This window comes from Vibrio crassostreae 9ZC13 (assembly GCF_000272045.2).
Lineage (GTDB): Bacteria > Pseudomonadota > Gammaproteobacteria > Enterobacterales > Vibrionaceae > Vibrio > Vibrio crassostreae_C.
Genome location: NZ_AJYZ02000019.1, coordinates 991822 through 1018425, shown reverse-complemented (window position 1 = coordinate 1018425; position 26604 = coordinate 991822). Strand labels below are relative to the sequence as shown.

Here is a 26604-nt window from a genome sequence, read left to right as displayed (position 1 = left end):
CCTTAATTTTGACTAAGTGCGTTATGAACCCTTTAAAAGTCCTTTTGCTTGTTGCAACCAGCATTTTCTTGCTTGGTTGTGCAGGCGGCCCAATTAGAACCGCTACTAAATTTACCAGCTACGAAGATTTTCAGGCTGGGCCTGACGGAGGCGTCGACTTGGTTTGGGCAAGGGTTGGGCTACGTGACGCGCAGCGTTTGAAATCCAAGTTAGATGACTACGATTCTGTAGTGATCGACCAAATTTTTGTTTTAGCAGAAGAAGGTTCGTTGGATCAGGAAGAGATTCAGGAACTCACTGAGCACATGGTTGCGCGCTTGGAAGATAAAATATCGCCTCATAAAACGATTGTCGATGAACCGACAGGAAAAACGCTCCGCTTGAGTATCGCTCTGAGTAACGTTGAAACGCCCAATCCGCTCTTAGCTGTAACGAGCAGCGTTCTGCCGTTTGACCTTGCGATGTCAACCATATCTAAGGTCACGACTGGTGAGCACACCAATGTTGGGAGTGCGAGTGTAGAGTTATTGGTCAGTGATGCTCAAGAGGGCACACCACTGTTTGCAGCCATCGACCGTGAAGCGGGTAACAAAGATTTTTCAACCATGATTGATTCGCTGGATGATGCCAAAGACGCGATCAACTATTGGGTTGAACGTTTAGGTGATACTCTACACAACATAGATGACGCATAGTAAAGACCGAATAATGCTAGAGAAAGAGAACCTGATTAAGTTGGCTCGAATGCAGATGCCATTTGGAAAGTACGCGGGTCGTACACTGATTGACTTACCTGAAGAATATTTGCTGTGGTTTGATAAAAAGGGATTCCCGTCTGGTGAACTCGGCGATTTATTGAAACTGTGCCTTGCTCTGAAAATTGAAGGGCTTGATAGTGTCATCAAGCCATTGAAAAGAATGTAATTAAATAAAAGCTCACGCTGATCACGTGAGCTTTTTTGTTTTTGAGTTCGACACAATTTTACATGCATGATGTAGCTTGAAGAATGGCTCTTCTTACCTTGCTATAAAATACGCAATCGATAGCGTGTAAATAATGGTATACAGGGTGTTTTAAATATAAAACACAAAAAAAATTGCGTTTATTTTTAATTAGTGATTGAAACTAGAGTTTTTACTAGTTAAGTTACAGGGAACAAGAAGATTAGTGCTGATAGAAAGTGACGTGAGACAACGTACATTCAGCTCAAGGATAGAAAAAAGGAAGAAGTAAGCAATGTTCCAGACTGATGATGTAAGAATTAACAAAGTAAAAGAGTTATTACCCCCTGTTGCTGTTTTAGAAAAGTTTCCAGCGACAGAAGTTGCTTCTTCTACAACCTTTGAAAGCCGCAAAGCGATCCACAATATTTTAGAAGAGAGCGATGATCGCTTGCTTGTTATTGTCGGCCCATGTTCTATTCATGACACAGAAGCTGCTCTTGAGTACGGTAAACGTTTGAAAGTGTTGCGCGACGAACTTGGTGATAACCTTGAAATCGTAATGCGTGTTTACTTTGAAAAACCACGTACAACTGTTGGTTGGAAAGGTCTAATAAATGACCCGTACATGAACGATACGTTCAAGCTAAATGATGGCCTTCGTCTAGGACGTAAGCTACTGCTGGACCTAACTGACATGGGCATGCCAACGGCAAGCGAATTCCTAGACATGATCACGCCTCAATACGTTGCTGACCTAATCAGCTGGGGTGCAATCGGCGCACGTACTACAGAATCTCAAGTTCACCGCGAACTGGCTTCTGGCCTATCTTGCCCAGTTGGATTTAAGAATGGTACTGATGGCAACATCAAGATTGCAACAGATGCTATTCGCTCTGCTAGCGCTTCTCACCACTTCTTATCAGTAACTAAGTACGGTCACTCAGCTATCGTTGAAACAGCAGGTAACCCTGATTGTCATATCATCCTACGTGGTGGCAAAGAGCCAAATTACAGCGCAGAACACGTTGGTAAGATTAAAGAAGAGCTAGCAGCTTCTGGTCTTCCACAAAAAGTGATGATCGATTTCAGCCACGCAAACAGCTCTAAGCAGTTTAAGCGTCAAATGAACGTATCTGATGACGTAAGCGCACAAATTTCTGGTGGCGACAAAGCTATCTTTGGTGTGATGATTGAATCTCATCTTGTTGAAGGTCGCCAAGACCTGGTTGAGGGCAAAGCTGCAACGTACGGCCAATCTGTTACTGATGCGTGTATTGGTTGGGAAGACACTGAAACAGTACTTCGCCAGCTGGCAGACGCTGTTGAAGCTCGTCGTAACAAATAGACTAATTACAGTCAGCGATTAAGCTACTGAAAATTCAAAGCCCTTAGTTAGCAACAGCTAATAAGGGCTTTTTTGTGGATCTTAGTTGAAAACTGGAAGTGTCTGTATTCTTAAATGAGAAAAGACAGTAACTCGTCGACTTTAAGTGACAGTAAAGCTTTATCTTGTTTGGTTTCAACGTTAAGGCGTATTAATGGCTCGGTATTGGACTTTCTTAAGTTGAAGCGCCATGAGCCCATATTCATGCTGATTCCGTCTGTGTGATCGATCTCAACGGCATGATCTTGGTAGTGCGATAACACGCAAGCCATGACCTGCTCTGGGTCTGAGACTCTTCGATTGATCTCCCCGGAAGAGGGGAATCTATCTATACTAGTACTCGTTAATTGGTGAAGAGATTGTTGAGTTTTCGACATCAGCTCGATAACCAATAGCCAAGGAATCATGCCTGAATCGCAATATCCAAAATCACGAAAATAATGGTGTGCGCTCATTTCGCCCCCATAGACGGCATTCGTTTCACGCATCTTCTCTTTGATCAGTGCGTGTCCTGCTTTAATTCCAATCGCTTTTCCACCATGCGTTTTTGCGATTTCAATTGTGTTCCAGGTCATGCGCATATCGTGCAATACAGTCGTGTTAGGCTGTTTGACCAAGAATGCTTCAGCAAGCAACCCTACAATGTAATAACCCTCGATGTAATTGCCTTGCTCATCAAAGAAAAAGCATCGGTCGAAGTCTCCATCCCAAGCAATTCCAAGGTTGGCAGAATGCTCTAAAACGGCATCTCGAGTGGCTGCTTGGTTCTCTCTAATCAAAGGGTTTGGAATACCATTTGGGAAGTTTCCATCAGGGTTATGATGAACTTTGATGAAGGTGATAGGGACACCGAGTTCGTTAAATTTATTATCTAAAGCATCAATGATATGTCCTGCAACACCGTTCCCAGCATTAACCACAATCTTCATCGGTGACAGCTTTGATGGGGTTATGTACGAGAGTAGGTGCTCAACGTACGGAGCAAGAATACTGTTCGATCTACTAGAGTTACTTGGTTGTGCATGAACGAACGGTAAATTGCAGTTCAGCTCTTGATGAAGTTCTTCAATGCGTCGTTTGATTTCATCTAAACCACTGTTTTTACTGATAGGGCTAGCGTCTACACCGACCATTTTCATGCCGTTGTAATTGATTGGGTTGTGGCTGGCTGTGATTTGTATTCCGCCAATCGCTTTTAGGTAACGAGTCGCAAAGTAGACCTCTTCAGTGCCAGTCATACCTAGATCAATGACGGTAATCCCTGACTCGATTAAGCCTTTGGTCATGGCTTCTTGTAATGACAGGGAGGTTTTGCGGTTATCACGACCAATCACTACCTGCGCCAAACCATCGAGTGAGGTTTCAGGCTTAGCGGATAGGACGTATTCGCCAAATGCCTTACCGAGCAGGTAGGCGAGTGGCTCATTGATTTGTTTACCAATGACGCCGCGGATATCGTTGTTCTTAAAGCAGTTTAGGTCTAATGTTGGTTTCATCGATTTGTCGCTGCTTTATTTCGTTTGGTTGTGCTTTGATGAGTGGACTTGTTGCTTGCGCACGTCTCGCCCATAACTGTCTTGATATCGAATGATGTCGCCTTCACTTAAATGACTGCCTGTTTGTACTTCAATCATCTCGAGTGGGAGATCCCCTGGGTTCTCTAGGCTGTGAATATGACCTAAAGGGATGTAAGTGGATTGATCTTCTTCAACCAGATAGGTTTTCTCATTGTTGGTCACTTTCGCAGTACCCGCCACGACTACCCAATGTTCCGCTCTATGGTGGTGCATTTGTAACGACAACTTGTGACCGGGTTTAACGGTGATACGTTTAACTTTGTCGCGCTTGCCTAGGTCGATAACATCGTATTTACCCCAAGGTCTAAACACCTCACGATGATGCACATGTTCTGTGCGACCCGCTTGATTTAGTTGACTGACAATCGATTTAACACCCTGAACCTTGTCTTTATTTGCAACCAATATAGCGTCTTTGGTTTCGACAATAATCAGGTTGTCGACACCTACCGTCGCAACCAGCTTATTTTCAGCATGGATGTAGTTGTGTTGAGAGTCGACGGTTAACACATCACCTTCAATGACGTTATTGTGCTGATCTTTTTCGCTTACATCCCAGATCGCGGACCATGAGCCAATATCGTTCCAGCCGACATCCATCGGGATCACCGCGGCGTGCGAGGTCTTTTCCATCACGGCGTAATCGATTGAATCACTTGGACTGCTTTTGAATGCTTCAGCGTCTATACGGATAAAGTCGAGGTCGGTATTTTGCGTTGCAAGAGCGAGTTTACAAGCCGCTACTATCTCAGGGTGGTGTTCGGCGAGTTCTTCAACATAGCGTGATGCCTTAAACATGAACATGCCACTGTTCCATAAGTATTGTCCTGAGCGGATGTACTCTTCTGCTGTTGCTGTGTCTGGCTTTTCTACAAAGCATTCTATGGCGAAGGCGTGATTGATTGGCTGCTCTGTTCCATTAGTATCAGTTTGAGCACTGGAGTAAAGAGGCTCTCCCTGCTTGATATAGCCATAGCCAGTCTCTGGGGAGCTAGGTGTTATACCGAATGTCACCAGCTTGCCTTGTTTTGCATAATCAACACCACGACTAATCGCTTGTTGGAATTCAGAGGTTTTCGCGATGTGATGATCAGCAGCCAGCACTAACAAGATAGGGTCGGATGCGCTTTGTTCATTAAGCGGTGGTTTACTTAAAGCCTTTAGGGCGGCAAGCGCAATGGCTGGGGCTGTATTTCTACCGACTGGCTCTAGCAGAATACCACTATGTTGAATGTTAGCTGATCGAGCTTGTTCAGCGGCAATAAAGCGATGCTCTTCATTACAGATAATGAATGGGGCATCGCATTTACTATCCATCAAGTGCTCTTCAAGGCCTTGCAGGCGTTGAAGTGTGTGCTGAAGCATTGACTGGTCGCCGGCAATATTGAGAAATTGCTTAGGGTAAAGCTCGCGAGACAGTGGCCAGAGACGACTTCCGGAGCCGCCGGCTAGAATGACAGGTAAAATCATAGCGTGGTAATTAGGTGCATTAGAATACTGCCATCATATTACCACGCTTCACGCTTATTACTTATCGATAACCAAGAAGGATATGACTATCGATGACCTTCCGTAGGGGAGTTCAACATGTCTTTGGGATCGCTAATATTCTGATTATCACCTAGGCTTTGAACGCTGTTATGATCTTGAACATTAGAAAAGTCTTGAGGGTCAATCTTGAGTGTCTGTGTTGGGAACGCGATGTCTGCATTGTGTTTATGAATAATCGCCAGAACCTGTAACAGAACGTCTTGCTTCACTTTGTGGTACCTGATCCAGTTGACTGTTTTTGTGAAGGTATAGATAAAGAAGTTGAGCGTTGATGGCCCAAATTTGTCAAAGTTAACGATCAACGTCTGTTTGGCATCAATATCTGGGTGGGTCTCGAGCATGGTTCTTACATCATCAACAATGAGCGCCAATTTGTCTGCATCTTGATAACGAAGACCAAAGGTTTCATTGATTCTACGATTCAACATTCTCGATGGATTCTCTACCACAATACTACTGAACACCGAATTTGGCACGTACAAAGGACGCTTATCAAAAGTGCGGATGATCGTCATGCGCCAACCAATGCGTTCGACAGTGCCTTCGATTTGACGATCGGGAGAACGTATCCAATCACCGACTTTAAAAGGGCGGTCGAAGTAAATCATCATGCCACCGAAGAAATTCGACAGTAGATCTTTTGCAGCTAAACCGACAATTAAACCACCAACACCACCAAAGGTGAGTAAGCCGGAAAGACTGAGCCCAAATGCCTGCATAATGGTTAGGCCGCCCATCACCATAAAGAACAGGCGAGCGACTTTCGCAATTGCCTGTACTGTGGTTTCGTCTCTGTTTTTTTGCTCTAAGACATAGGCTTCTGTGTTAGTGATCATTCGTAAGGTAAACCAAACGAAGGTACAGATAATTAATATGTGCTTAAGTGTTTTTAACCAGTTGATTTCATTGCCAAACTGGTCTTGAAGGATGAGCCCGACAGATACTGTAGCAGGCCAACACCAAAGTAACGTGCTGACAGGGGTTTTTAGTGCTTCTAGCAGTAGATCGTCCCAGTGGAATGGGGTTTTCTGAACCAGAATTTCTAAGCGATTATGGATAATTCGCCAAGCTACCCAAGCGAGAAAACTCGCCATAGTGATGAATAGGACGCTGTTTGCCCAATCACTATGGCTCTGGTTGATGTAGGTTTGTACTTGGGTTATGAATTCATTCATTGTGTGTGCTGCCGCAGAAATTATGAATTGGAAATTAGCAGAAACTCGAGTTGTTCTCTACCTTTATAAATCAAGCGATTATGACAATAGTATAACCTTATTCTTGCAGAACTAACTTTTTTTGAGATAGAAACTAATGTAGGTTTGGCTATCCCGTGTAATTAAAATTTCTAAACAGGATTTCAAATGAGCGACAAACAATATGCAGTTATCGGTTTAGGGCGATTTGGTCTGTCTGTTTGCAAAGAGCTACAAAGTTCAGGGGCACAGGTACTGGCCGTCGATATTGATGAAGAGCGAGTGAAAGAAGCAGCGGCTTTTGTTTCACAAGCGATTGTTGCGAACTGTACAAGCGAGGAGACAGTTAAAGAGTTAAGACTCGATGATTACGATATGGTGATGGTGTCGATAGGCTCTGACGTTAACTCAAGCATTCTAACGACTTTGGTGGTGAAAGAATCTGGAGCAAAAGCAGTCTGGGTTAAGGCGAATGATAAGTTCCACGGCAAGATCCTCTCTAAGATTGGTGCTGACCATATCATCATGCCCGAGCGCGATATGGGTATTCGTGTTGCTCGTAAGATACTGGACAGACGCGTTCTCGAATTTATCGACCTTGGCAGTGGCTTAGCGATGACGGAGATTGTTATTGGTTCTAAACTGTTGGGTAAGAAACTTGGCGATCTTAAGCTGTGTAAAGAAAATGGTGTTGAGGTACTTGGCTTCAAGCGAGGGCCGAACCTCACTAAAGCACCAGAATTGGATGTGAGTTTAGAAATTGGGGATGTGGTGATCATCGCTGGGCCGAAAGAGACCTTATCTAGAAAGCTACGCAATTGGTAATTGGCAATAAGGTAACAGTATGAATTCGTTAAAACGAAAAGGTACTTTCTACACGCTTAAGAGTGATAAAAAGCCACGTAAAGGCTCTGAACCTAAGATTATCCTTACGAGCTTCTTAGGCGTACTTATCCCCTCTGCAATATTGTTGACGATGCCTGTATTCTCTGTGACAGGCCTAAGTTTTACGGATGCACTGTTTACAGCAACCTCGGCGATCAGTGTGACAGGATTAGGTGTTGTCGATACCGGTGAGCATTTCACCTTGGCGGGCAAAATCTTACTGATGTTCTTGATGCAAGTCGGCGGGTTAGGGCAGATGACTCTATCTGCGGTACTGCTTTACATGTTCGGTGTTAGGTTAAGCCTTAAACAACAAGCACTCGCGAAAGAAGCGCTTGGTCAAGATCGTAAGATTAACCTTCGTAAATTAGTTAAGAAGATCATCATCTTTGCATTAGTGGCTGAATTTATCGGTTTTGTATTGCTCTGCTTCCGCTGGGTACCTGAGATGGGATGGTCAACGGGCAGTTTTTATGCACTATTTCATGCGATATCTGCATTCAATAACGCAGGTTTTGCACTGTTTTCAGACAGTATGATGAGCTTTGTTGATGACCCATTAGTGATTTTTACGCTCGCGGCTTTGTTCATTTTTGGTGGTTTAGGCTTCACGGTAGTGGGTGACCTATCCAGTAATTGGCGTAAAGGTTTTCGACATCTTCATTTACACACTAAGATTATGCTAACCGCAACCCCGACTTTATTGTTGGTGGGTACGGTATTGTTCTGGCTGCTGGAAAGAAATAACTCAGCAACCATGGAAGGGCTATCGACTCAAGGACAGTGGCTAGCCGCATTTTTCCAGTCGGCAAGTGCTCGTACTGCTGGCTTTAATAGTGTGGATTTGTCTCAATACACTCAGCCGGCATTGCTGGTAATGATTGTACTGATGTTGATTGGTGCCGGTTCTACCTCAACGGGTGGTGGTATTAAGGTTTCGACCTTTGCCGTCGCGTTTGTTGCGACGTGGACGTTTTTACGCCAGAAGAAACATGTAGTGATGTTTAAGCGAACCGTAACTTGGCAAGCGGTAACAAAGTCATTGGCCATTATTGTGGTAAGTGGGGCGTTATTAACCACCGCGATGTTTTTGTTAATGCTTACTGAAAAGGCAGCGTTTGATCGAGTCATGTTTGAGGTGATTTCAGCCTTTGCAACGGTTGGCTTAACCGCTGGCTTAACCGCGAACCTGACTGAGCCAGGTAAATACATCATGATTGTTGTTATGGTGATTGGACGTATCGGTCCTTTGACCTTGGCTTATATGCTAGCTCGCCCAGAACCTTCCTTGTTGAAATATCCAGAAGACACGGTGTTGACTGGTTAATTAGGTTCACGGGCTGATAAATAAAGCTCTGTAAATAAAAACAAAGCCAGCGATATGCTGGCTTTGTTGTTATAGGCTGTTCGTTAAATGCTGAATGCTTAGCCCTCAAACATCTCAACGTATTCCTCATAGCCTTCTTCTGCTAATTTATCCGCTGGGATAAAGCGCATTGCGGCTGAGTTCATGCAGTAACGTAACCCTGTTGGTTTTGGACCATCTTTAAATACATGTCCCAAGTGAGAATCACCAAACTTACTGCGAACCTCTGTTCTTGGGTAAAGCAGTTTGTAGTCAGTAGTTGTGACGACATAAGCCTCGCTGATTGGCTGTGTAAAGCTCGGCCAGCCTGTGCCTGACTTGTATTTGTCTTTTGAAGAGAACAATGGCTCCCCAGTTACGATATCAACGTAAATACCTTCTTGCTTGTTATCCCAGTATTTGTTGTCAAATGGGCGCTCAGTAGCGTCTTCTTGCGTTACATCGTATTGAAGTGCTGTAAGCTTCGCTTTGATCTCTGCATCAGACGGTTTTACGTATGTTTTAGCATTCGCTGTCGCATTCTTACTGTCGATTATCTGACGTAGTGTTTTAGGGTTGTCCTTTCTATCATCACCGAAGATCTTATCTAGGTACTGATCGCGGCCAGAAGCATAGCGGTAGTAGTTATAACGAACCTTACTCTTCTTGTAATAATCTTGGTGGTAATCTTCTGCTGGCCAGAACTTCTCAAATTCAATCAGTTCTGTTTTTAGTGGTTCACCAAAGATATTAGCTTTGTCGATTTCCATCATGAAGTTCTGAGCAACATCTTTTTGTGCTTGGTTATGATAGAAAATAGCTGGTCGATAATGACGGCCTCGGTCTACAAAAGAACCTTTGTCATCGGTTGGGTCGATGTGTCGGAAGAATTGGTCAAGAACCTGTTCGTAGCTAACCACATCAGGGTTATAGGTCACGTTGATCACTTCGATGTGACCTGACTTGCCTGAGGATACTTGTTTGTAGGTTGGGTTTTCTAGTTCACCGCCAGAATACCCAGAGATAACGTCGGTCACGCCTGTCAGTTTTTCTAGATCGGATTCTGTACACCAAAAACAACCACCAGCCAGTGTCGCGATTTCAGTTTTACCTGAACTAGCCGTTTTATCCATTGTATTGGCAGTGCCAGTCTGGCTTACAAACAGCGAAATCAGTGGTAGTGTAACCACGAGTGATACCAATATTTTAGATAATTTATTCATAGATACCTCATCTTGACGTTTTTCTCATTCGATTTTGAATGTACGAATAGAGACAGGTTTTAGATGGAAAAAATTACACTATTCATGAAAAAAATATCTCAAATAGAAAATCTTGCTCATAAATGCCGCCAGTAGTAGGGTGTAGGCATTGATATAAAATACCAAATAATGATGACGTTTTCGTACATCTAAGGAACAACATGCAAGCAGAAGTTAAATGGGTCGAAGGCTTTAAATTCCTCGGTCAATCTCAATCAGGCCATTCTATTGTTATGGATGGAAGCGGCGGTGCTACTGCGCCAAGCCCGATGGAAATGGTGTTAATGGCTGCTGGTGGCTGTAGCTCTGTTGATGTAGTGGACGGTTTGAAATCTGCGGGTCAAAGCATCACTGGTTGCAATGCAAAGCTTGAAACCAAACGTCGTGAAACAGCGCCGAAAATCTTTACTGTGATTAATATTCACTTTGAAGTGTCTGGTGACAACCTTGATCCTGAGCAGGTCGCTAAGGTGTGTGCGGATTCATTAGAAAAGTACTGTTCTGTATGTCTAATGTTGGGTGCTGGCGTAGAGATGACTCATAGTTGGGAAATCGTCTAGTCTTCTGATTGTACAGCTTGGCGGTAGGCTAATCTTTACGGCTTACGGCTTACGGCTTACGGCTTACGGCTTATCGCTTACGGTTTTTAGGCATAGCCAGACAAAGAAAAGGGCGGAGCACTTTAAAGTGCTCCGCCCTTATTATTTTAACTAAGGTAGAGTGCTATTATTCAGCAGCTTCTACGATAACTTCTTCAACTTTGACTTCTTCTTGGTATTCAAAACCAGGGATCGTTGCGTCAACACGACGGTTTTGAGCACGACCTTCAGCTGTAGCGTTTGATGCAATTGGATTCTCTTCGCCTTCACCTGACGCTGTAATACGGTCTGCTTCAATGCCTTGCTCTTCGATGTATGCGGCTACAGCAGCAGCACGTTTCTTAGAGATCATTAGATTATACTCAGCTGCACCTGTTGAGTCGGTGTGACCAACAACATCAACTGATGATTGAGGGTGAGCTTTAAGTACTTCAACTAATGGCATTAATGCAATTTTACCATCTGTAGACAGTTCAGTACTGTTTGTCTCAAACATACCTTGAGAGAAGCTCTCAGTTTGCGCTTTAGTAACAACCACGGTTGTCTTCTCTTCAACAACAACTGCTGGTTCTGTGATTGGCTCAGATGGCGCTTGAGTCACTGCTACTGCAGAAGCTGTTGCAGCCGCCGCTGATGCTGTGGTGTTGCCAGTACCGAAGTTGTAGCTAACACCAACTGATAGTAGGTTCGAGTTCAGGTCTTGAACGTAGTTGTCGTCGAAATCATCAAAGTATTGGTATTCAACACGTAATGCCCAATCAGAAGATAGTTGCTTCTCTACACCGATACCAGCAGAAAGAACGACGTCATCCTCGCCACCGTGTGAAATGTAAGCAGGACCTGCTTTAAAGAATACGTCAAACTCTTGTTGTACTGCTAGGCGGTACATTGGAGTTAGCGAGATTGCGATCAGTGGATCGCTGAACGCAGCTGTTGTGCCGTTCTTTGAAAAGCTTGTCTTGTAGTCGCCAAGGAAGTCTGAGCTTAGCTCAATACCAAACTTGTCATTAAAATTGTAGCCAGAGTAGATGCCTGCACCAATTGCATCATCATCACACTTTTCACCGCTTACGCATGCGCTGTCTAGCCAGCCCACGCCCACTTTTGCACCCACGTAAGTCGTTGCAGCAATAGAAGGCGCTGCTGCTAGGCCTGAAGCGGCTACAACAGCACACATGATTTTTGACAGTTTTTTCATAATTTTTTCCTTGGATTAACTCTTATTTTTATCTGAACTTACCAGTAAAACGATCACTTATTGGGTTACGACACTGCTTATAATAAGTAAATCAAGGTGTTGGTTCAGGTGAACCTGTTTCTTTCTCAGTACTTATATTGTTAATCTGATTGCGTATTGGAGTCAATGAAATTGTTAAATATTATATATTTAAGATGCCTTTATTGTTGATTTTATCATTTGTTGGAATGTTTATGTTTAAGCTATAGCCTAGCCTCGTCTATTTACCAGTGGCGCTACGGGTAATAAGTAAAAAACTTGCGCTTTATCATGCTTATAAAACAAAAATCCCCACCCAATATGTATAACTCGAATGAGTACATGATTGGATAGGGATTTGAATTAAAGCGATTAGAGATGTTTTTCACGTACTTTACGTCACGTGAACATCTCGCTTTTGCTTATGGGCGCTCTCCTGCCAGTAAACGCTGTTCAATATCTGCAATGACGCCTGGTAGGTCTGCAATGGTATCGATCAAGTAGTGCGGGTTTGATTCGTTTAGCCTAACGCTTGCTTTTTCACGTGCAGCTGTAAGTGTTGTCTCGTCTGCATCTAAATATTCTTGATACGTTAAGCCTGCTTCGTTACCTGATAATACAAGGCCTACTGTCCACATACCTGCGTTGTGACCTTCATCGATCCCAGGTGCTGCATCATCCACTTTCACACATGCTGAAACGCTGGTTACGCCAAGGTCGATTACGTTTTTAAGTGCCATAAATGGAGCAGGGCGACCGCCTTGAGGTAGGTCATCGGTTGCTACGATGTTGTCTGGGTGGTAACCGTAATCTGCAGCAGCAGGGATTAGCACATCCATCACTTCACGTGGGTAACCTGAACAAGATCCGATCTTCACGTTCTTCTCTTTTAGGTTATTGACCACTTCTATCGCATTCAAAATAGGTGCTGCGTGATCGGCTACTTTCGCTTTTTGAAGAGGCATGAATGCCGCGTAGATCGCGTCAACGTCTTCACTTGTCATTGAGCATCCGAACTGAGCTTTCCAACGAGCGTCAACAGCAGGGATTCGACCCACCGCTTGGATGTGATCCCATTTACCGATACCCATAGGTTCACGAGCTTCAGCTAAGTCGATGTCAAAGTCGAAACCTTGTTTGAATGCTTCAACGAAGATGCTAGTTGGAGCAAACGACCCAAAATCAACGATAGTGCCGGCCCAGTCAAAGATAACCGCTTGGATAGGTGATGTCGTGTTCATAATAGTGTCCTATTTTTGTGTCACTCCCAGTTCAAAGTTCTGGGAAACAAATGGTTGTTTAAGGTTATTGGTTTAAATGTTGATTTCGAGAATTAAAGGTATTCAAAATCTTTGCAGACTTTGGCTATCGCTTTTTCGAATACAGACAGAGCGACTTCTAGCTCGCTGCGACTGATGATCAATGGCGGGCTTAATTGAATCACGTTACCTTGTGACACCTTAAAGCTCAGGCCATCGTTCAGACATTGGTAAAGTACTGCTTCTGCTTCATCGAACGCTCGGTTTTTGGTGATATGGTCAGTGACCAATTCCACTCCCCAGAGCAGGCCGATGCCGCGAACGTCACCAATGACTGGGTATTTCTCTTTCATTTGAAGCAGTTGTTCACGCACGAATGCGCTGTCCGCTTGTACTTTTTCAAGTAGATTTTCTTGCTCAATCACTTCCATCGTAGCCAGTGCCGCCGCGCAGCCAATAGGACTTTTCTCGTGGGTGTAGTGACCAAGTGATACTTGCGCTGCCGTGTTGTATTTGTCTTTAGTGACCATGGCTGCAATTGGAACCAAGCCCCCGCCAAAACCTTTACCGATACAAAGAATGTCAGGTTCGATATCAAAGGCCTGGTGAGTGAACCATTCGCCACTACGACCCATACCGTTTGGAATGTCGTCGATGATCAACATGACGTTATGCTTATCACAAATCTCACGGATGCGCTTCCAGTAAGCTTTGCTTGGAACCTGAACGTCTGTGTTACGCACTGCTTCGGCAATGAAGGCTCCAATGCCACCTTCTTTTTCAATCACATACTCTAAATAGTCGGCATAGTGAACGTCGCATGCAGTTTCGTTTGCATTGACTGCGCTATTCTCGTTAAACGGGAAAGCGCCACGATAAGAGACGGCTGGTGGAATGCGTTCTACGCCAGCCATTAACGGGCCCATGCCTTCGCGGAAACAAGCTTCACCACCCACTGAAATTGTGTCCAGTGACGCGCCATGGAATGAGTCCCACAGTGAAACGACCTTGAAGTTGTTGGTGACATGTCGAGCCAGTTTGAGTGCCATGCCGATAACCGAAGTACCACCCGGTGCAAACAACACGCGGTTCAACTCACCACCGCAGATCTGTGTCAGCTTTTCAGCGCATTGAACGGCTGTTTCATTGGTAAAGCGACGTGGTGAAAACGGCAATGAAGCCATTTGTTGAGTCACTTTATTAATGATATGTGGATGGCCATAACCCAATTGATGAACATTGTTACCGTGAAAGTCCATGTACTTCTTGCCCGTCGCATCTTGAATGTAGATGCCTTCAGCTGCTTCAAGTGTGTCTAGACAAGGCGTTGACATCGCTTGATGAAGAAATACGTCAGAGTCACGTTTTAACATCGCTTGAGTCGCATCATCGTTTAGCGACTCGTTCCATTTCTCACGCGCTGGCGTGGTGTTCACATCGCCTTCGCTTCGAAAGTGTGTCGCCTTTAGAACAGAATCTTGATTGGCCATCGTCATTATTTGATGTCCCAGTACATAGCATTCTTAATTGCGCCAATTAGAGCTTCAATGTCTGACGGATACACTTCACCGATGTTACCGATTCGGAAGCAGTCGGCGTTTGAAACCTTGCCCGGGTAAATCACAAAACCTTGTTCTTTCAAACGGTCATAGAATTCCTTGAATTGGTAATCGCTATGAGTTGGAGAATAGAAAGAGGTGATAATCGGTGAATGAAGGTCATCATTTAGCAGAGGCTCAAAACCAAGAGAGCGCATACCTGCAACCAATGTGGTTTGGTTGGTTTGGTAACGATTATGACGAGCTTCGATACCGCCTTCCTGTTCCAGTTCAAGCAGGGCTTGGTAGAAAGCACGCACTGTGTGAGTCGGAGAGGTGAAGCGCCATTTACCATGGTTGCTTTCCATGCAGTACCATTGGTCAAACAGGTCAAGGCTTAATGAACGAGCCTGGCCTTTGCATTTTTCCAGTTCCGATTGCTTCGCAATAACAAAGCCGAACCCCGGTACACCTTGAATACACTTGTTTGCTGAGCTGATCATGTAATCGACACCTAAGTCAGCGATATCCATAGGGATGCCACCAAAGCTCGACATTGCATCGAGAATGACGGTTTTGTTGTGCTGTTTTGCCAATTTGGCAATGTCTTCAATTGGATTCAGCATGCCTGTCGTGGTTTCACAATGCACAATCGCAACGTGAGTAATGTCTGAATCCATGGCCAATGCCGTTTCCATTTCGTTCAAGTCAGGCTGTGATGTTTCACCTGGGGAAACGACATGGCATGGAATGTTTAAATATTCTGCGATTTGAGCAATACGAGCACCATACGCACCGTTATCGACCACAAGAAGCTTATCGCTGTTAGAGATAACGCTACCGATTGTTGCTTCTACCGAAGCGGTGCCGCTACCTTGCATTAATACGCTTGTATATCCCGCTTGCTTAGTCGCTAAAGTCACTAGCTTGCTACGAATCACTTCAACAACGTCTTTGTTGTATTCATCATCCCAAGTACACCAATCTTTTAACATCGCTTGGCGAACGGTTTCAGAAGTAGATAAAGGGCCCGGTGTCAGCAGTAAGTATTCGTTTCTCATGTTCAACTCTCGTGATTTTAATTTTGGACTATACCAATATTTAGAGCTACTTTAACAACCAATTTAAACGGTCGTAAATAGCCCAAACATCATTTTCACAAAAGCTTCATATTAAAAATGGTCACTTGTCTTGAGAAAGTTTTCGATCTTTAAATTGCCATTTTTCGTTCATTTAATCGTCACAAAAGCCAGTTAGCTTAATAATTGAAATCTGGTACATACCAATGTGCGGGTGTGTGCCAACAACTGGAATGAATTTTTGAATATAGGTGCCTCTCGATAGGGCTTCTAGCTTTAACAACTTTAACTTTGGCAATTTTTAATTTTGGCAGCTTCTCACTTTAGAGTAGGGCCTGACTGGAGAAAATGATGAAAAACCGTTTTATGAAAGGATCACTTGCAGCATTAGTCACACTATTAGCTGGTAACGCTTATGCGGCACAGGAAGTGACGGTTTATACCGCTTTTGAAACTGACATCTTAGCGAAGTACAAAAATGCTTTTGAAAGCGAAAACCCAGACATCAACATCAAATGGGTTCGTGATTCAACCGGGATCATGACGGCAAAATTATTAGCTGAGAAAAACAACCCTCGTGCAGAAGTGGTGTGGGGCCTTGCGGGTTCTTCAATGGCATTGCTTAAAGAAGAGGGCGTCCTGAAACCTTATACGCCTCAAGGTGTAGAAGCGCTGCGCTCAAACCTCAACGATCCGCAATCTACTCAAGCTTGGTATGGCAACGATGCATTCTTCAATGCGGTTTGTTTCAACGAAGCGGTAGCGAAACAACTTAACTTACCAGCACCTAAATCTTGGGATGACCTAACCAAGCCTATCTACAAAGGCCACATTGCGATGCCAAACCCAGCGTCTTCTGGTACGGGTTATATGCAAGTGTCTGCTTGGCTACAAAACATGGGTGAAGACCAAGGTTGGAACTACATGCAGAAGCTAGACCAAAACATCGCTCACTACACGCACTCTGGTTCTAAGCCATGTGTTCAAGCGGGTATGGGTGAAGTCGCTATCGGTATTTCTATGGCGAGCCGCGGCGCTAAGCTGAAAACTCAAGGTGCACCACTTTCTGTGATTACGCCTGAAGGTATCGGCTGGGAATCTGAAGCGGTAGGTCTTGTGAAGCCGTCTGATGCTGCGCAACGCGTGGTTGATTGGTCTATCTCTAAAGCAGCAAACGAGCTTTACATCGAAATGTACCCAGTTGTTGGTCACCAAGATGTGACGGCAACAATTGAAAACTTCCCTAACGTCGAAAAGAACATGGCAAAAATGGACTTTGCACGTATGGGCAGCGAGCGTGCAGACGTATTGAAAACATGGTCTGAGAAGTTTGACGCTAAATCAGAGCCAAAATCTTAATCTATCGAGCTACTCAGTTAATTAACTATTTAGCTATTTAACTGTTTAGTTCATTAGAAGTTAGAAATCAGTAAAGGAAGGCTTCGGTCTTCCTTTTTTAGTTTTACGCCTTTAGGTTTTAAGTAAGGTACAACAAATGACAAAGCACTACTCATATTGGTTCAAGCAAGCGTTGGAACAAGAGTTTGGCAACATCCATGCGGGGCTAGATTCGGCTAAGCCGCTCCAAAAAGACGTCAACTGTGATATCGCCATTGTTGGCGGTGGCTATACGGGTTTATGGACGGCGATTTTAATCAAACAACAGCAACCAGAAAAGCATGTTGTCGTGATTGAAAAAGGCCTATGTGGTAGCGGTGCTTCTAGTGCGAACGGCGGTTGCATGCTGACGTGGTCAACTAAGTATCCGACGCTGAAAAAGCTCTATGGAAAAGAACAAGCGAAATGGTTGGTTAAGGAGTCGGAAAAGGTTATATACGAGATCGAAGCCTTCTGTAACGAACACAAGATTGACGCGCATCTATATCGAAGCGGTACTTACTACACGGCGACTAATGAAGCCCAAAAGGGTGGAATGGAGCCTGTTGTTAATGAGCTGGTTAAGCAGGGTATCAATAGCTGGAAGAAGTGCGACAATTCTTTGGCTGATAAAGCGGGATCTGAACGCCACATTGAGGGTTACTACTCAGAAGCTGCGGGTAGTGTGCAGCCAGCGTTATTGGCGAGAGGCTTACGCCGCGTTGCGATCGAATTGGGTGTCGAAATTCACGAAAACACAGAAATGACATCACTCGACTATGGCTCTCCCGCTCGAATTCAAACCAAAGGCGGGTCAGTATTTGCGGATAAAGTGATTTTGGCACTCAATGCGTGGATGCTCGATCACTTCAAAGAGTTCAAACGCAGCATTGTGGTTGTCTCTTCAGATATGGTGGTGACCAAGCCCATTCCGGAAAAGCTCAAGCAATTTGGCCCAGAGAAAGGGGCGGCGGTGGTAGATTCGCGTATCTTTGTCCACTACTACCGAGATACCCAGGACGGACGACTCATGTTGGGCAAAGGCGGTAATAAGTTCTCGTTTGCCAATCAAGTTGAAAGCATGTTTAACCAAACGACCAACTACCTGCCGATTCTCAATCAATCGTTTCAAAAACTGTTCCCTAAATTGGAACAAAGTGAATTCGATTACAACTGGTCAGGAGGCTCAGATCGTTCGGTCACCGGTCTGCCATTTTTCGGTAATCTAAAAGGCCAAGGCAACATCTATTATGGGCTTGGTTATTCAGGCAATGGCGTTGCTCAAACCCGTATGGGCGGAAAAATTTTGTCAGCAATGGTACTCGATATCGACAATGCATGGACACGAAGTGGTTTAACCAAAGGCCCATTAGGACACTTCCCGCCAGAGCCATTTCGTTGGGTAGGTGCGATGATGGTGCGTGATGCGGTACGAAGAAAAGAGAACGCGGAAGATTCGGGTAGCAAGCCATTGTGGCTAGATAAACAGTTATCCAAACTCGCAGGTGCGGCGGGCAAAGCCGACAAGGTTGAATCATAGATTAATCTAGCGTTTAAATTAGAAGTTTACATTTAGGCTCTCAGTGATTTATGGGCAAGTCACTGAGGGCTTTCAACGTTGAACGAACTTTTAATGCTGAACAAATAGCAATCTTTAATGCTTATTATATCTGCAATATAACTGTCATTTAGCTTCTATAAATTTGTCACTCAACTGCAATATTCTCAGTTTAAATTTGGTATATACCATATAGAGAGTGCTGTAGTATGAGCAACCAAACTTATTTGAATATTGAAAACGTTGTAAAGCAATTTGGCCAATTTACAGCGTTAAAAGACATCTCCCTATCGATAGATAAAGGCGAGTTCGTCTGTTTTCTTGGCCCGTCCGGCTGTGGAAAAACCACCTTATTACGTGCGATTGCAGGTCTAGACTTGCCAACTTCAGGTTCCATTGAGCAGAACGGTAATGATACGACCTTCTTGCCACCAGAAAAGCGCGACTTTGGCATCGTGTTCCAATCTTACGCTTTGTTTCCAAATCTCACTGTGGAAGAAAACATTGCGATTGGTCTGAAAAACCAAGGCATGTCGACCAAAGAAACCCTTGAGACGGTTGAGTCTTGGTTAGAGACCATTGGCTTACCAACGTCTGGTCAGAAATTTCCAAATCAGCTATCTGGTGGACAGCAGCAGCGTGTTGCTCTGGCTCGCGCATTAGCCTTGTCTCCAGGCTTGTTGCTACTCGATGAACCGCTTTCTGCGTTGGATGCGAAGGTAAGAACACACCTACGTGATGAGATCTGCCAACTGCAACGCAAATTGGGTATCACCACTATTATGGTGACGCACGACCAAGATGAAGCGTTAACGATGGCAGACCGTATTGTCGTGATGAATCATGGTGTTATCGAGCAGGTCGGTGCTCCTCAAGAGATCTACCAAAAACCTGTCAGTCGTTTTGTGGCTGAGTTTGTTGGTAGCATGAACTTTATTCAAGCTTCTGTTGCGGCTCAAGGCAAGATGCGTATTGCTGAGTCAATGCTGCCGTTACCTGGCTTAGATAATCTCACGCCAAATCTGGGTGATGTTTTTGATATTGCCGTTCGTCCAGAGCAAATCCAGTTTGTTAATCGTTTTAGTGAATCCTTGCCAGTGAGAATCGTATCAAGCGAATTCTTAGGGGCGTTTTATCGTGTTGAGTGTCAATTGCAACATGACTCAACGGCGAAAGAGATCATCGTTGATGTACCCGTCAAAGAGTTCAACCGATTGAAGCTGCGTCGCAGTGATATTCGTTACGTGGCGTTTGATCAAGAAGGCCTTAGAGCTTACTCATCGAAAAGCCTGCAAGTGATGAAAGACGAGGCGGCGTAATCAATCATGGAATCGACTCAAATGATGCAATCTAAGCTGCTAATTCAACGACGAGTACAACCTTTTCTGGCTCGGTTAAGCAAAGACAACGTAATTCTATTTGGGCTGTTGGCCTTTTTGTCTGTGGTCATGACGTTGTTTATCCTGATGCCACTGTGGGCAATGTTGAAAAAGAGTGTTCAGAACGCAGACGGTGAATTTGTAGGTTTACAGAATTTCGCTACGTATTTTGCGTCTCAAAGCCTGTGGCAATCGGTAGGTAATACCTTCACGCTTGGATTGCTAGTGACCGTAATCGTGGGTGTCTTGGCGTTTGGTTATGCCTATGCGCTAACTCGTTCATGCATGCCTTTTAAGGGGCTTTTTCAAGTACTGGGTTCTGCGCCTATTCTTGCTCCGTCACTGCTTCCTGCAATCAGTCTTATCTTCTTATTTGGTAACCAAGGTATCGCTAAAGAAGTCTTGGGGGGCAACTCGGTTTATGGTTTGATTGGTATCTCACTGGGCTTGATATTTTGGACGTTTCCACACGCCTTGATGATTCTGACCACCTCATTAAGAACCTCTGACGCTCGCCTTTATGAGGCAGCACGTGCACTCAATACTTCATCGTTAAAAACTTTCTTTATGGTGACGTTACCTGCGGCAAAATACGGCTTGATCAGTACCCTGATCGTTGTGTTTACGCTGGTGGTTTGTGACTTTGGTGTGCCAAAGGTGATAGGTGGTAGCTACAACGTGTTATCGACTGACATCTTTAAGCAGGTGGTTGGTCAACAGAACTTCTCTATGGGTGCAGTAACCAGTATCTTGCTGCTATTACCTGCGTTGCTTGCGTTTACCGTTGACCGCTGGGTTCAAAAGAAACAAAAGAGCTTGTTTGATACTCGTTCTGTCGCGTACCAACCTGAACCTAGTTCACTACGTGATGGCTTATGTTTCCTTTATTGCACCATCATCTCTGCTGCTGTGGTTATTGTGTTGGGCATGGCGATATACGGTTCGATGGTCACCTTCTGGCCTTGGAACAAAGCGCTGACGCTAAACAACTACAACTTCGCAGAAATGAGTACTTATGGTTGGGCGCCATTCTTCAACTCCTTAACGCTTGGTGCTTGGACTGCGGTTATTGGTACTGTTCTGATTTTCTTAGGTGCATACTGCATTGAGAAAGGTCGCGCCTTCGGTCCTGTTCGTCAAGCGATGCAAATGCTCAGCGTTGTTCCGATGGCCGTTCCGGGTATGGTGCTGGGTTTGGGTTATATCTTCTACTTCAATGATTTGAGTAACCCACTTAACTTCTTGTATGGCACGATGGCGTTCTTGGTGATTAATACCGTGGTTCACTACTACACGGTAGGGCACATGACGGCGTTAACGGCATTGAAACAACTGCCTTCCGAAATTGAAGCAACAGCGGCTTCGGTAAACTTACCGCAATACAAGCTGTTCTTTAAGGTGACGGTACCCGTTTGTCTGCCTGCGATTTTAGATATTGCGACATACCTGTTTATTAATGCACTTACCACGACATCTGCGGTAGTATTCTTGTATTCTACCGATACGATACCTGCGTCAGTTTCAGTACTGAATATGGATGATGCGGGACAAACGGGTGCAGCAGCTGCCATGGCGGTGATGATCATGATATCGGCAGCGAGCGCGAAGTTGATTCATATGTTAATCAACAAGTTATTCGAGAAGCGCACCCAAGCTTGGCGCAAACGCTAGCGAACCATTTTATATTGCAGTTGGCCAAGGAATGGCTGACGACAAGAACAAGAATAAAAGGAAATGAAGTGCAGTACGTAAAAATCAAAGACGTCATCGTAGAGCAGATAGAGTCGGGGATGTTAACACCACGACAGAAGCTGCCTGCGGAGCGCAAACTGGCTGAATCGTTTGATACAACACGAGTTACGTTACGTGAAGCCTTGTCTTCACTTGAAGCGGAAGGACGAATTTATCGAGAAGACCGACGTGGTTGGTTTATCTCTCCAGCGCCACTGCGCTACGATCCAACACAAACGCTGAACTTCACGAATATGGCTTTGTCGCAGAATCGTAAGCCGAAAACAGAGTTGGTGGCGGCGAAAGGCATTTTAGCGACCAAGGAAGCAACTAGGCTTCTTGAGCTGCAACCTTTTTCGGACGTTTATCGAGTAGACAGAGTTCGTTATCTTGAAGACAGGCCCGTTGTGTATGTGACCAACTACATTCGACCAGAGTTGTTCCCTAACTTGCTTGATTATGACTTGTCTAAATCGTTGACGGACATCTACCGCGAACACTTTGGTGTGGTGTATCAGAAGATCCGTTATCGAGTGAGCACAACGTCTTTGCTTGGCGAAACCGCGCAAGCTCTGCGTGCGACTTCTGGTTCTCCTGCTATGGTGGTTGAGCGTGTTAATTACAATCAAGACGGTGATTTGATTGATTGCGATATTGAATATTGGCGTCATGACGCGATCAGCATCGAGTCGATCGCACAGCTAGAGCGCTAGTCATACGTTATAACGTTGGCATATCTGCAATTATGCAGGATTGCCCAATTGAAACGCTCAAAGGTCTCTTATTCGGAGGCCTTTTTTATCACCTGTTGTCAGCCGTTGTGCTAATTCATCAATAATTTAGGAATGAAATGGAATTCTCTGCGATTGTAATCGTGATCATTTCGGCTTTGCTTCACGCGGGTTGGAACGTTCTAGGTAAATCTAATCAAGGCTCGGGCTCGTCATTCTTCTTAGCCTCTGGCTTTGCCGCCGCAGCGATATTGACGCCTTACTTGATCTGGTATGTTCACAGCGTTGGACTGTCAAATATCTTACTTCCATTTTGGCAACTGGTTTTCTTGAGTGGGATCTGTCAAATCATCTATTTGATTGGGTTAGGCGCGGCCTATAAACAAGCTGATATCGGTGTGATTTACCCAATGGCACGGGCACTGCCCGTGTTGATGGTGGGTTTAGGCACGGTGTTGATAGGCTATGAGCTGTCACCCAATCAATGGTTTGGGTTCACCTTGATTACCTTGGGTTGTTTGTTTGTACCACTTAAGAAGTTTTCAGATCTTAGGTTAAAAGCGTATCTCAACCTTGGCGTACTGTGGGCGTTGATCGCGGCCATTGGTACCACGGGCTATTCCATCATTGATAAAGAAGCGCTTTTGTTACTCGATCCTTTGAGCACACCAGTTATAACTAACAAGCACACCGCGATTTTCTATCTAGGCATTCAGTTTTGGGCAATTGTGATTCCGTTGAGTGTTTGGTTATTCGTAACCAACCAAAGAATCGAGTTTACTAATGCTTGGATACTGCGAAAGAAAGCCACGCTTGCAGGCATTATGATGGCTTCGACCTATGGCCTCGTATTATTTGCGATGACCATGACTGAAAATGTCAGCTTGGTTGTCGCTCTAAGGCAAGTAAGCATCATCTTCGGAGTAGTGATGGGGATCTACTTTTTAAAGGAAAAGTGGCACGCGACTCGCGGTGTAGGCGTATCTCTAATTATTGCTGGCTTAGTTATCTCATTGACTTAAAAGATCGCCTGAGTGATTGGGGATTTGTGAATAGGTATCTCTATTAAGTTAAATGAAAAAACGCCCTTAGCGAAACAAACTTCGTTAAGGGCGTTTTCTCTTTATTTAGTAAGAAGCTGTAGGTAGTAAAAGACTTACCCCGCTAAATCTTGAGCATCTTGCTGTTTCAACACTTTGTGGCCATCTTCAGTGACACCACGTTTCCAGTAGCTGCTGATGTAGATGTTCTCTTTCGCGACTTCTTTTTCGTTGCGGAAGTATTGTCTTAGCTCACGCATGCTTTCAAATTCACACGCTGTCCATATTGAAACCTGACCTTCTAACCATTCTGTGTTGCGCACGGTTTGTGAAAGTGACTCTGAGGTTTCATCTTCAATCAACCAGGTTACTTTGATACCTTGAGGAGTCTCAAGTACCTGCTTATCTGCTGCTGAGTTGATCTGAATGATAGCGTGACCAGTTGCTGTTTCTGGGAGCGTTTTTACTTTTGCAGAAAGCGCAGGTAGGGACGTCATGTCTGCAACTAAGAAGAACCAGTCTGACTCTAGGTTAAGCCCCTGAATTAAAACAGGACCAGCCACTGAAATAGTGTCACCCACTTTCGCGTTCATTGCCCACCTTGCAGCAAAGCCACACTGCAAATCTTTAGTGATGTGACGAACGAAATCGACTTCAATCCACTGCTCTACAGGATTGTACTGACGAATGGTGTAGGTACGCATGGTTGGGCGCTCACCTTCGTTTAGCTGGCTTAAATCAGTCGTGCCAAGTGGCGAGAATAAAAGCTTGATGTAGCCGCCGGCACATTCTGTTGGGTATTTACTTAATCCCTCACCGCTAAGCGTTATGCGCTGCATGTTTGGAGTAATTGTTGAGGTTTGAGTAACGGTTAATGTGATAGGGCTAGGCTTGCTCATATAAGGCTCTCTTAGATTTGGATTTCCACATCATAATCCTGAACTAAAAAACACTCAATACTAATAGTTATCATTTACTTTTATTTACACATGTACTACCTAACTTATACGACAGATCCTATTGAGAAACGGATCCTACAAAAAAGAGCCCTTTAGAAAACTAAAGGGCTCTTAGGATTGATTTTACTCAGCGAACAGAATTAGCTGTTTGCTTGCTCTAGTTCAATCGTTTCTTCAGCGGCTTTCGCAGCTTCTAGCATCTTACGAATAATGAACGATGCTGCCATTGCGATACCTACCATCACGACGGCAAGAACAGTCAGCATTTGGAAGTAATCACCGTAAACCGTTTGCACGATCTCTTGTGTGATCTCTTGACCTTTCTCTAGTGCAATAGACGTTGAGAATACCGCGCCAACAATGCCTGATAGTGCGATAGCAACAGAGAACAAGCTTACTGAGAAGTTTTCAATGTGCTTAGGTGCAACAGACAGGATGAAGGCTACAACCATTGAACCTACAATCACTTCACCGAATGCTAGGAAGAAGTGAATCGCTAGGAAGACTTCTGGGCGGATCAGAACATCGTCACCAACTGTCGTTACTGCCATCGTAAGGATACCGAAAGCGATAGCCGTAAGGATGAAAGAGAAACCGACTTTGGTTGCAGTTGAGAAGTTAATGTTTTTCTTTTCTAGGCTAGAGAAGATACCCGCGATGATAGGACCAGCAACCATACACCATAGTGGGTTCATTGCCATTGAAGCTTCAGGTGCAACAGGGATAAAACCAAATAGATCGCCACGCATTGTGTTGATCGCTACCATTGTCATCGAAGTCATCATCTGACCGTAGTACACGAAGAAACATGTCGTCAGGAATGTGATGATTAAAATAGTGCCCATTTTCAGCATGTCTGATTTCTTCGATTTCAACATCAAAGAAACAAAGTAGACGATTGCTGCACCGCCAATTGCGTATACGATGTTTTGGCCAATATCCATGTTCGAGAACATGAAGAATACCAAGCCAATCATAGCGGCAGAAAGACCAAGGAACGCTGCCCAGTTTTTAGTGCTTACTGGTTTTTGGTCGATTTCAGCACTTGCTTCAACAAGGCCTTTGCGAACAAAGATCATCATCAGAAGCGCAGCACCGGCTAGAACCGCTGAAAGAAGGAAACCACCGTGGAAACCAACAACAAGTACTAGCATTGGGAACAGGTATTGGCCTAACAGAGCACCAATATTGTTTACTGAGTAGTTGATTGGGTAGCAGTTCTCAAAATCTTCTTGAGTTTTGAACGTGCGTTTGTAAAGACTTGGGTAAGAAGGGGACATCAAACCACGTGCATAACTTGCTAACGCAATACCACATAATGCCATCGGAACATTGGTTGCTGCTGCACCAAGTACCAGTAGAACGTAACCACTTGCGAACCCTAGGAAGGCAATGGTTAAAGATCGGTAAGCGCCTAAAAACTTGTCGGCGATAAAGCCACCTGCGATAGCAAATAGCGGTCCGATTGCAGAGAAAGCACCAACAACCATCATTGTGTCGGCTTCATTGTAGTTAAGATCTTCAAGGAAGAAACGAGTCAAGATCACCATGACGCCATAGAACGAAAGTCCAAACATCATTTGGCAGAACATCATTGATTTGTTTAATCTATTCCACATTATTTTATTCTCACATTAGTATTAAGATGTAGTGTAATAACCTAATTATAATACCATCACTAGCAATACATAAAATGAAACATGCATCCCAAACAGAACTTTACTCGATATACCTTTTCTTATGAGTGCATTGATATTTCTCATGAATGAAATTTGCAATGTTAGATTTTGATAATGGATGCATAACTGTGAGAAATTTAACTACCTTCATTTGTGGCTAAGTAATGAACGGATAAAGGAAAAGTTAACATTGGTCATCTTGTAAAATGTTCAAGTGAGTGTCACTTTCAATTGGCTGTTGGATTTTAGCCAATAAAAAAGCCAGCTTGGTGGCTGGCCTTTGTTTGGATATCGAAAACTAAGTTTACAATAACGGT

Annotated in this window: 22 protein-coding genes; 12 read left to right on the top strand and 10 right to left on the bottom strand. The window is 44.3% G+C overall.

The window, feature by feature from the left end:
* Positions 1–23 precede the first annotated feature (23 nt).
* The 3 genes from A136_RS05680 to aroG all read left to right on the top strand — a co-directional run bounded on the left by A136_RS05680 (position 24) and on the right by aroG (position 2290).
* Entirely contained in the window at positions 24–695 is a 672-nt protein-coding gene (locus A136_RS05680) for a DUF3313 domain-containing protein (RefSeq protein ID WP_017064831.1), read from the top strand.
* A gap of 13 nt (positions 696–708) precedes the next feature.
* Entirely contained in the window at positions 709–924 is a 216-nt protein-coding gene (locus tag A136_RS05675) for a DUF3820 family protein (RefSeq protein WP_017064830.1), read from the top strand.
* Positions 925–1237: 313 nt separating this feature from the next.
* Complete coding sequence (gene aroG / locus A136_RS05670; protein WP_017061746.1) at positions 1238–2290, top strand: 3-deoxy-7-phosphoheptulonate synthase AroG; 1053 nt, start codon at positions 1238–1240, stop codon at positions 2288–2290.
* A gap of 110 nt (positions 2291–2400) precedes the next feature.
* Here the strand turns inward: aroG and A136_RS05665 are convergent, their stop codons facing one another.
* The 3 genes from A136_RS05665 to A136_RS05655 form a co-directional block, all read right to left on the bottom strand.
* Positions 2401–3825, bottom strand: a complete 1425-nt coding sequence (locus A136_RS05665) for a phosphomannomutase/phosphoglucomutase (protein ID WP_017064829.1) — start codon at positions 3823–3825, stop codon at positions 2401–2403.
* A gap of 15 nt (positions 3826–3840) precedes the next feature.
* Positions 3841–5376, bottom strand: coding sequence for a mannose-1-phosphate guanylyltransferase/mannose-6-phosphate isomerase (locus A136_RS05660; RefSeq protein ID WP_017064828.1), 1536 nt, complete (start codon positions 5374–5376; stop codon positions 3841–3843).
* 86 nt (positions 5377–5462) lie between these two features.
* The gene (locus A136_RS05655; protein WP_017064827.1) at positions 5463–6632 is read right to left on the bottom strand and encodes a mechanosensitive ion channel family protein; all 1170 of its coding nucleotides are present in this window, start codon (positions 6630–6632) and stop codon (positions 5463–5465) included.
* A gap of 186 nt (positions 6633–6818) precedes the next feature.
* Between A136_RS05655 and A136_RS05650 the strand changes: the two genes are divergently transcribed.
* Both A136_RS05650 and A136_RS05645 read left to right on the top strand, forming a co-directional pair.
* Complete coding sequence (locus A136_RS05650) at positions 6819–7475, top strand: potassium channel family protein (RefSeq protein WP_017064826.1); 657 nt, start codon at positions 6819–6821, stop codon at positions 7473–7475.
* Between the two features lie 19 nt (positions 7476–7494).
* On the top strand, positions 7495–8862 hold the full coding sequence (locus A136_RS05645; protein WP_017061741.1) for a TrkH family potassium uptake protein: 1368 nt from the start codon (positions 7495–7497) through the stop codon (positions 8860–8862).
* Between the two features lie 98 nt (positions 8863–8960).
* On the opposite strand, the gene msrB is transcribed toward A136_RS05645, so the two are convergent.
* On the bottom strand, positions 8961–10103 hold the full coding sequence (gene msrB / locus A136_RS05640) for a peptide-methionine (R)-S-oxide reductase MsrB (RefSeq protein ID WP_017064825.1): 1143 nt from the start codon (positions 10101–10103) through the stop codon (positions 8961–8963).
* Between the two features lie 200 nt (positions 10104–10303).
* On the opposite strand from msrB, the gene A136_RS05635 reads away from it, so the two are divergent.
* Positions 10304–10702 carry an OsmC family protein gene (locus A136_RS05635; RefSeq protein ID WP_017064824.1) on the top strand — a complete coding sequence of 133 codons (399 nt, stop codon included), beginning with the start codon at positions 10304–10306 and terminating at the stop codon, positions 10700–10702.
* A 166-nt stretch (positions 10703–10868) separates the two neighbouring features.
* Here A136_RS05635 and A136_RS05630 read toward each other — a convergent pair whose 3' ends face one another.
* The 4 genes from A136_RS05630 to phnW form a co-directional block, all read right to left on the bottom strand.
* Positions 10869–11939, bottom strand: a complete 1071-nt coding sequence (locus A136_RS05630; protein ID WP_017064823.1) for an OmpA family protein — start codon at positions 11937–11939, stop codon at positions 10869–10871.
* Between the two features lie 440 nt (positions 11940–12379).
* Positions 12380–13198 carry a phosphonoacetaldehyde hydrolase gene (phnX, locus tag A136_RS05625; RefSeq protein ID WP_017064822.1) on the bottom strand — a complete coding sequence of 273 codons (819 nt, stop codon included), beginning with the start codon at positions 13196–13198 and terminating at the stop codon, positions 12380–12382.
* A gap of 92 nt (positions 13199–13290) precedes the next feature.
* A complete protein-coding gene (locus A136_RS05620) occupies positions 13291–14712 on the bottom strand; it encodes an aspartate aminotransferase family protein (RefSeq protein ID WP_017064821.1) in 1422 nt (473 codons plus the stop codon).
* Positions 14712–15815 (bottom strand): 2-aminoethylphosphonate--pyruvate transaminase, encoded by a 1104-nt coding sequence (gene phnW, locus A136_RS05615; RefSeq protein WP_017064820.1) that lies wholly within the window; start codon positions 15813–15815, stop codon positions 14712–14714. The genes A136_RS05620 and phnW overlap by 1 nt, the downstream gene beginning before the upstream one ends.
* Positions 15816–16181: 366 nt before the next feature.
* Between phnW and A136_RS05610 the strand changes: the two genes are divergently transcribed.
* The 6 genes from A136_RS05610 to A136_RS05585 all read left to right on the top strand — a co-directional run bounded on the left by A136_RS05610 (position 16182) and on the right by A136_RS05585 (position 23631).
* The gene (locus tag A136_RS05610; protein ID WP_032546872.1) at positions 16182–17192 is read left to right on the top strand and encodes a putative 2-aminoethylphosphonate ABC transporter substrate-binding protein; all 1011 of its coding nucleotides are present in this window, start codon (positions 16182–16184) and stop codon (positions 17190–17192) included.
* 136 nt (positions 17193–17328) lie between these two features.
* On the top strand, positions 17329–18750 hold the full coding sequence (locus A136_RS05605; protein ID WP_017064818.1) for an FAD-dependent oxidoreductase: 1422 nt from the start codon (positions 17329–17331) through the stop codon (positions 18748–18750).
* 227 nt (positions 18751–18977) lie between these two features.
* Complete coding sequence (locus A136_RS05600; RefSeq protein WP_017064817.1) at positions 18978–20087, top strand: putative 2-aminoethylphosphonate ABC transporter ATP-binding protein; 1110 nt, start codon at positions 18978–18980, stop codon at positions 20085–20087.
* A 21-nt stretch (positions 20088–20108) separates the two neighbouring features.
* The gene (locus A136_RS05595; RefSeq protein WP_017064816.1) at positions 20109–21818 is read left to right on the top strand and encodes a putative 2-aminoethylphosphonate ABC transporter permease subunit; all 1710 of its coding nucleotides are present in this window, start codon (positions 20109–20111) and stop codon (positions 21816–21818) included.
* Between the two features lie 68 nt (positions 21819–21886).
* Entirely contained in the window at positions 21887–22591 is a 705-nt protein-coding gene (gene phnR / locus A136_RS05590) for a phosphonate utilization transcriptional regulator PhnR (RefSeq protein ID WP_017064815.1), read from the top strand.
* A 137-nt stretch (positions 22592–22728) separates the two neighbouring features.
* Positions 22729–23631 (top strand): multidrug transporter, encoded by a 903-nt coding sequence (locus A136_RS05585; RefSeq protein ID WP_017064814.1) that lies wholly within the window; start codon positions 22729–22731, stop codon positions 23629–23631.
* A gap of 134 nt (positions 23632–23765) precedes the next feature.
* Here A136_RS05585 and A136_RS05580 read toward each other — a convergent pair whose 3' ends face one another.
* Both A136_RS05580 and A136_RS05575 read right to left on the bottom strand, forming a co-directional pair.
* Positions 23766–24548, bottom strand: a complete 783-nt coding sequence (locus tag A136_RS05580; RefSeq protein ID WP_017064813.1) for a siderophore-interacting protein — start codon at positions 24546–24548, stop codon at positions 23766–23768.
* Between the two features lie 200 nt (positions 24549–24748).
* Positions 24749–26227, bottom strand: coding sequence for an MFS transporter (locus A136_RS05575; RefSeq protein WP_069601584.1), 1479 nt, complete (start codon positions 26225–26227; stop codon positions 24749–24751).
* Positions 26228–26604: the final 377 nt, after the last annotated feature.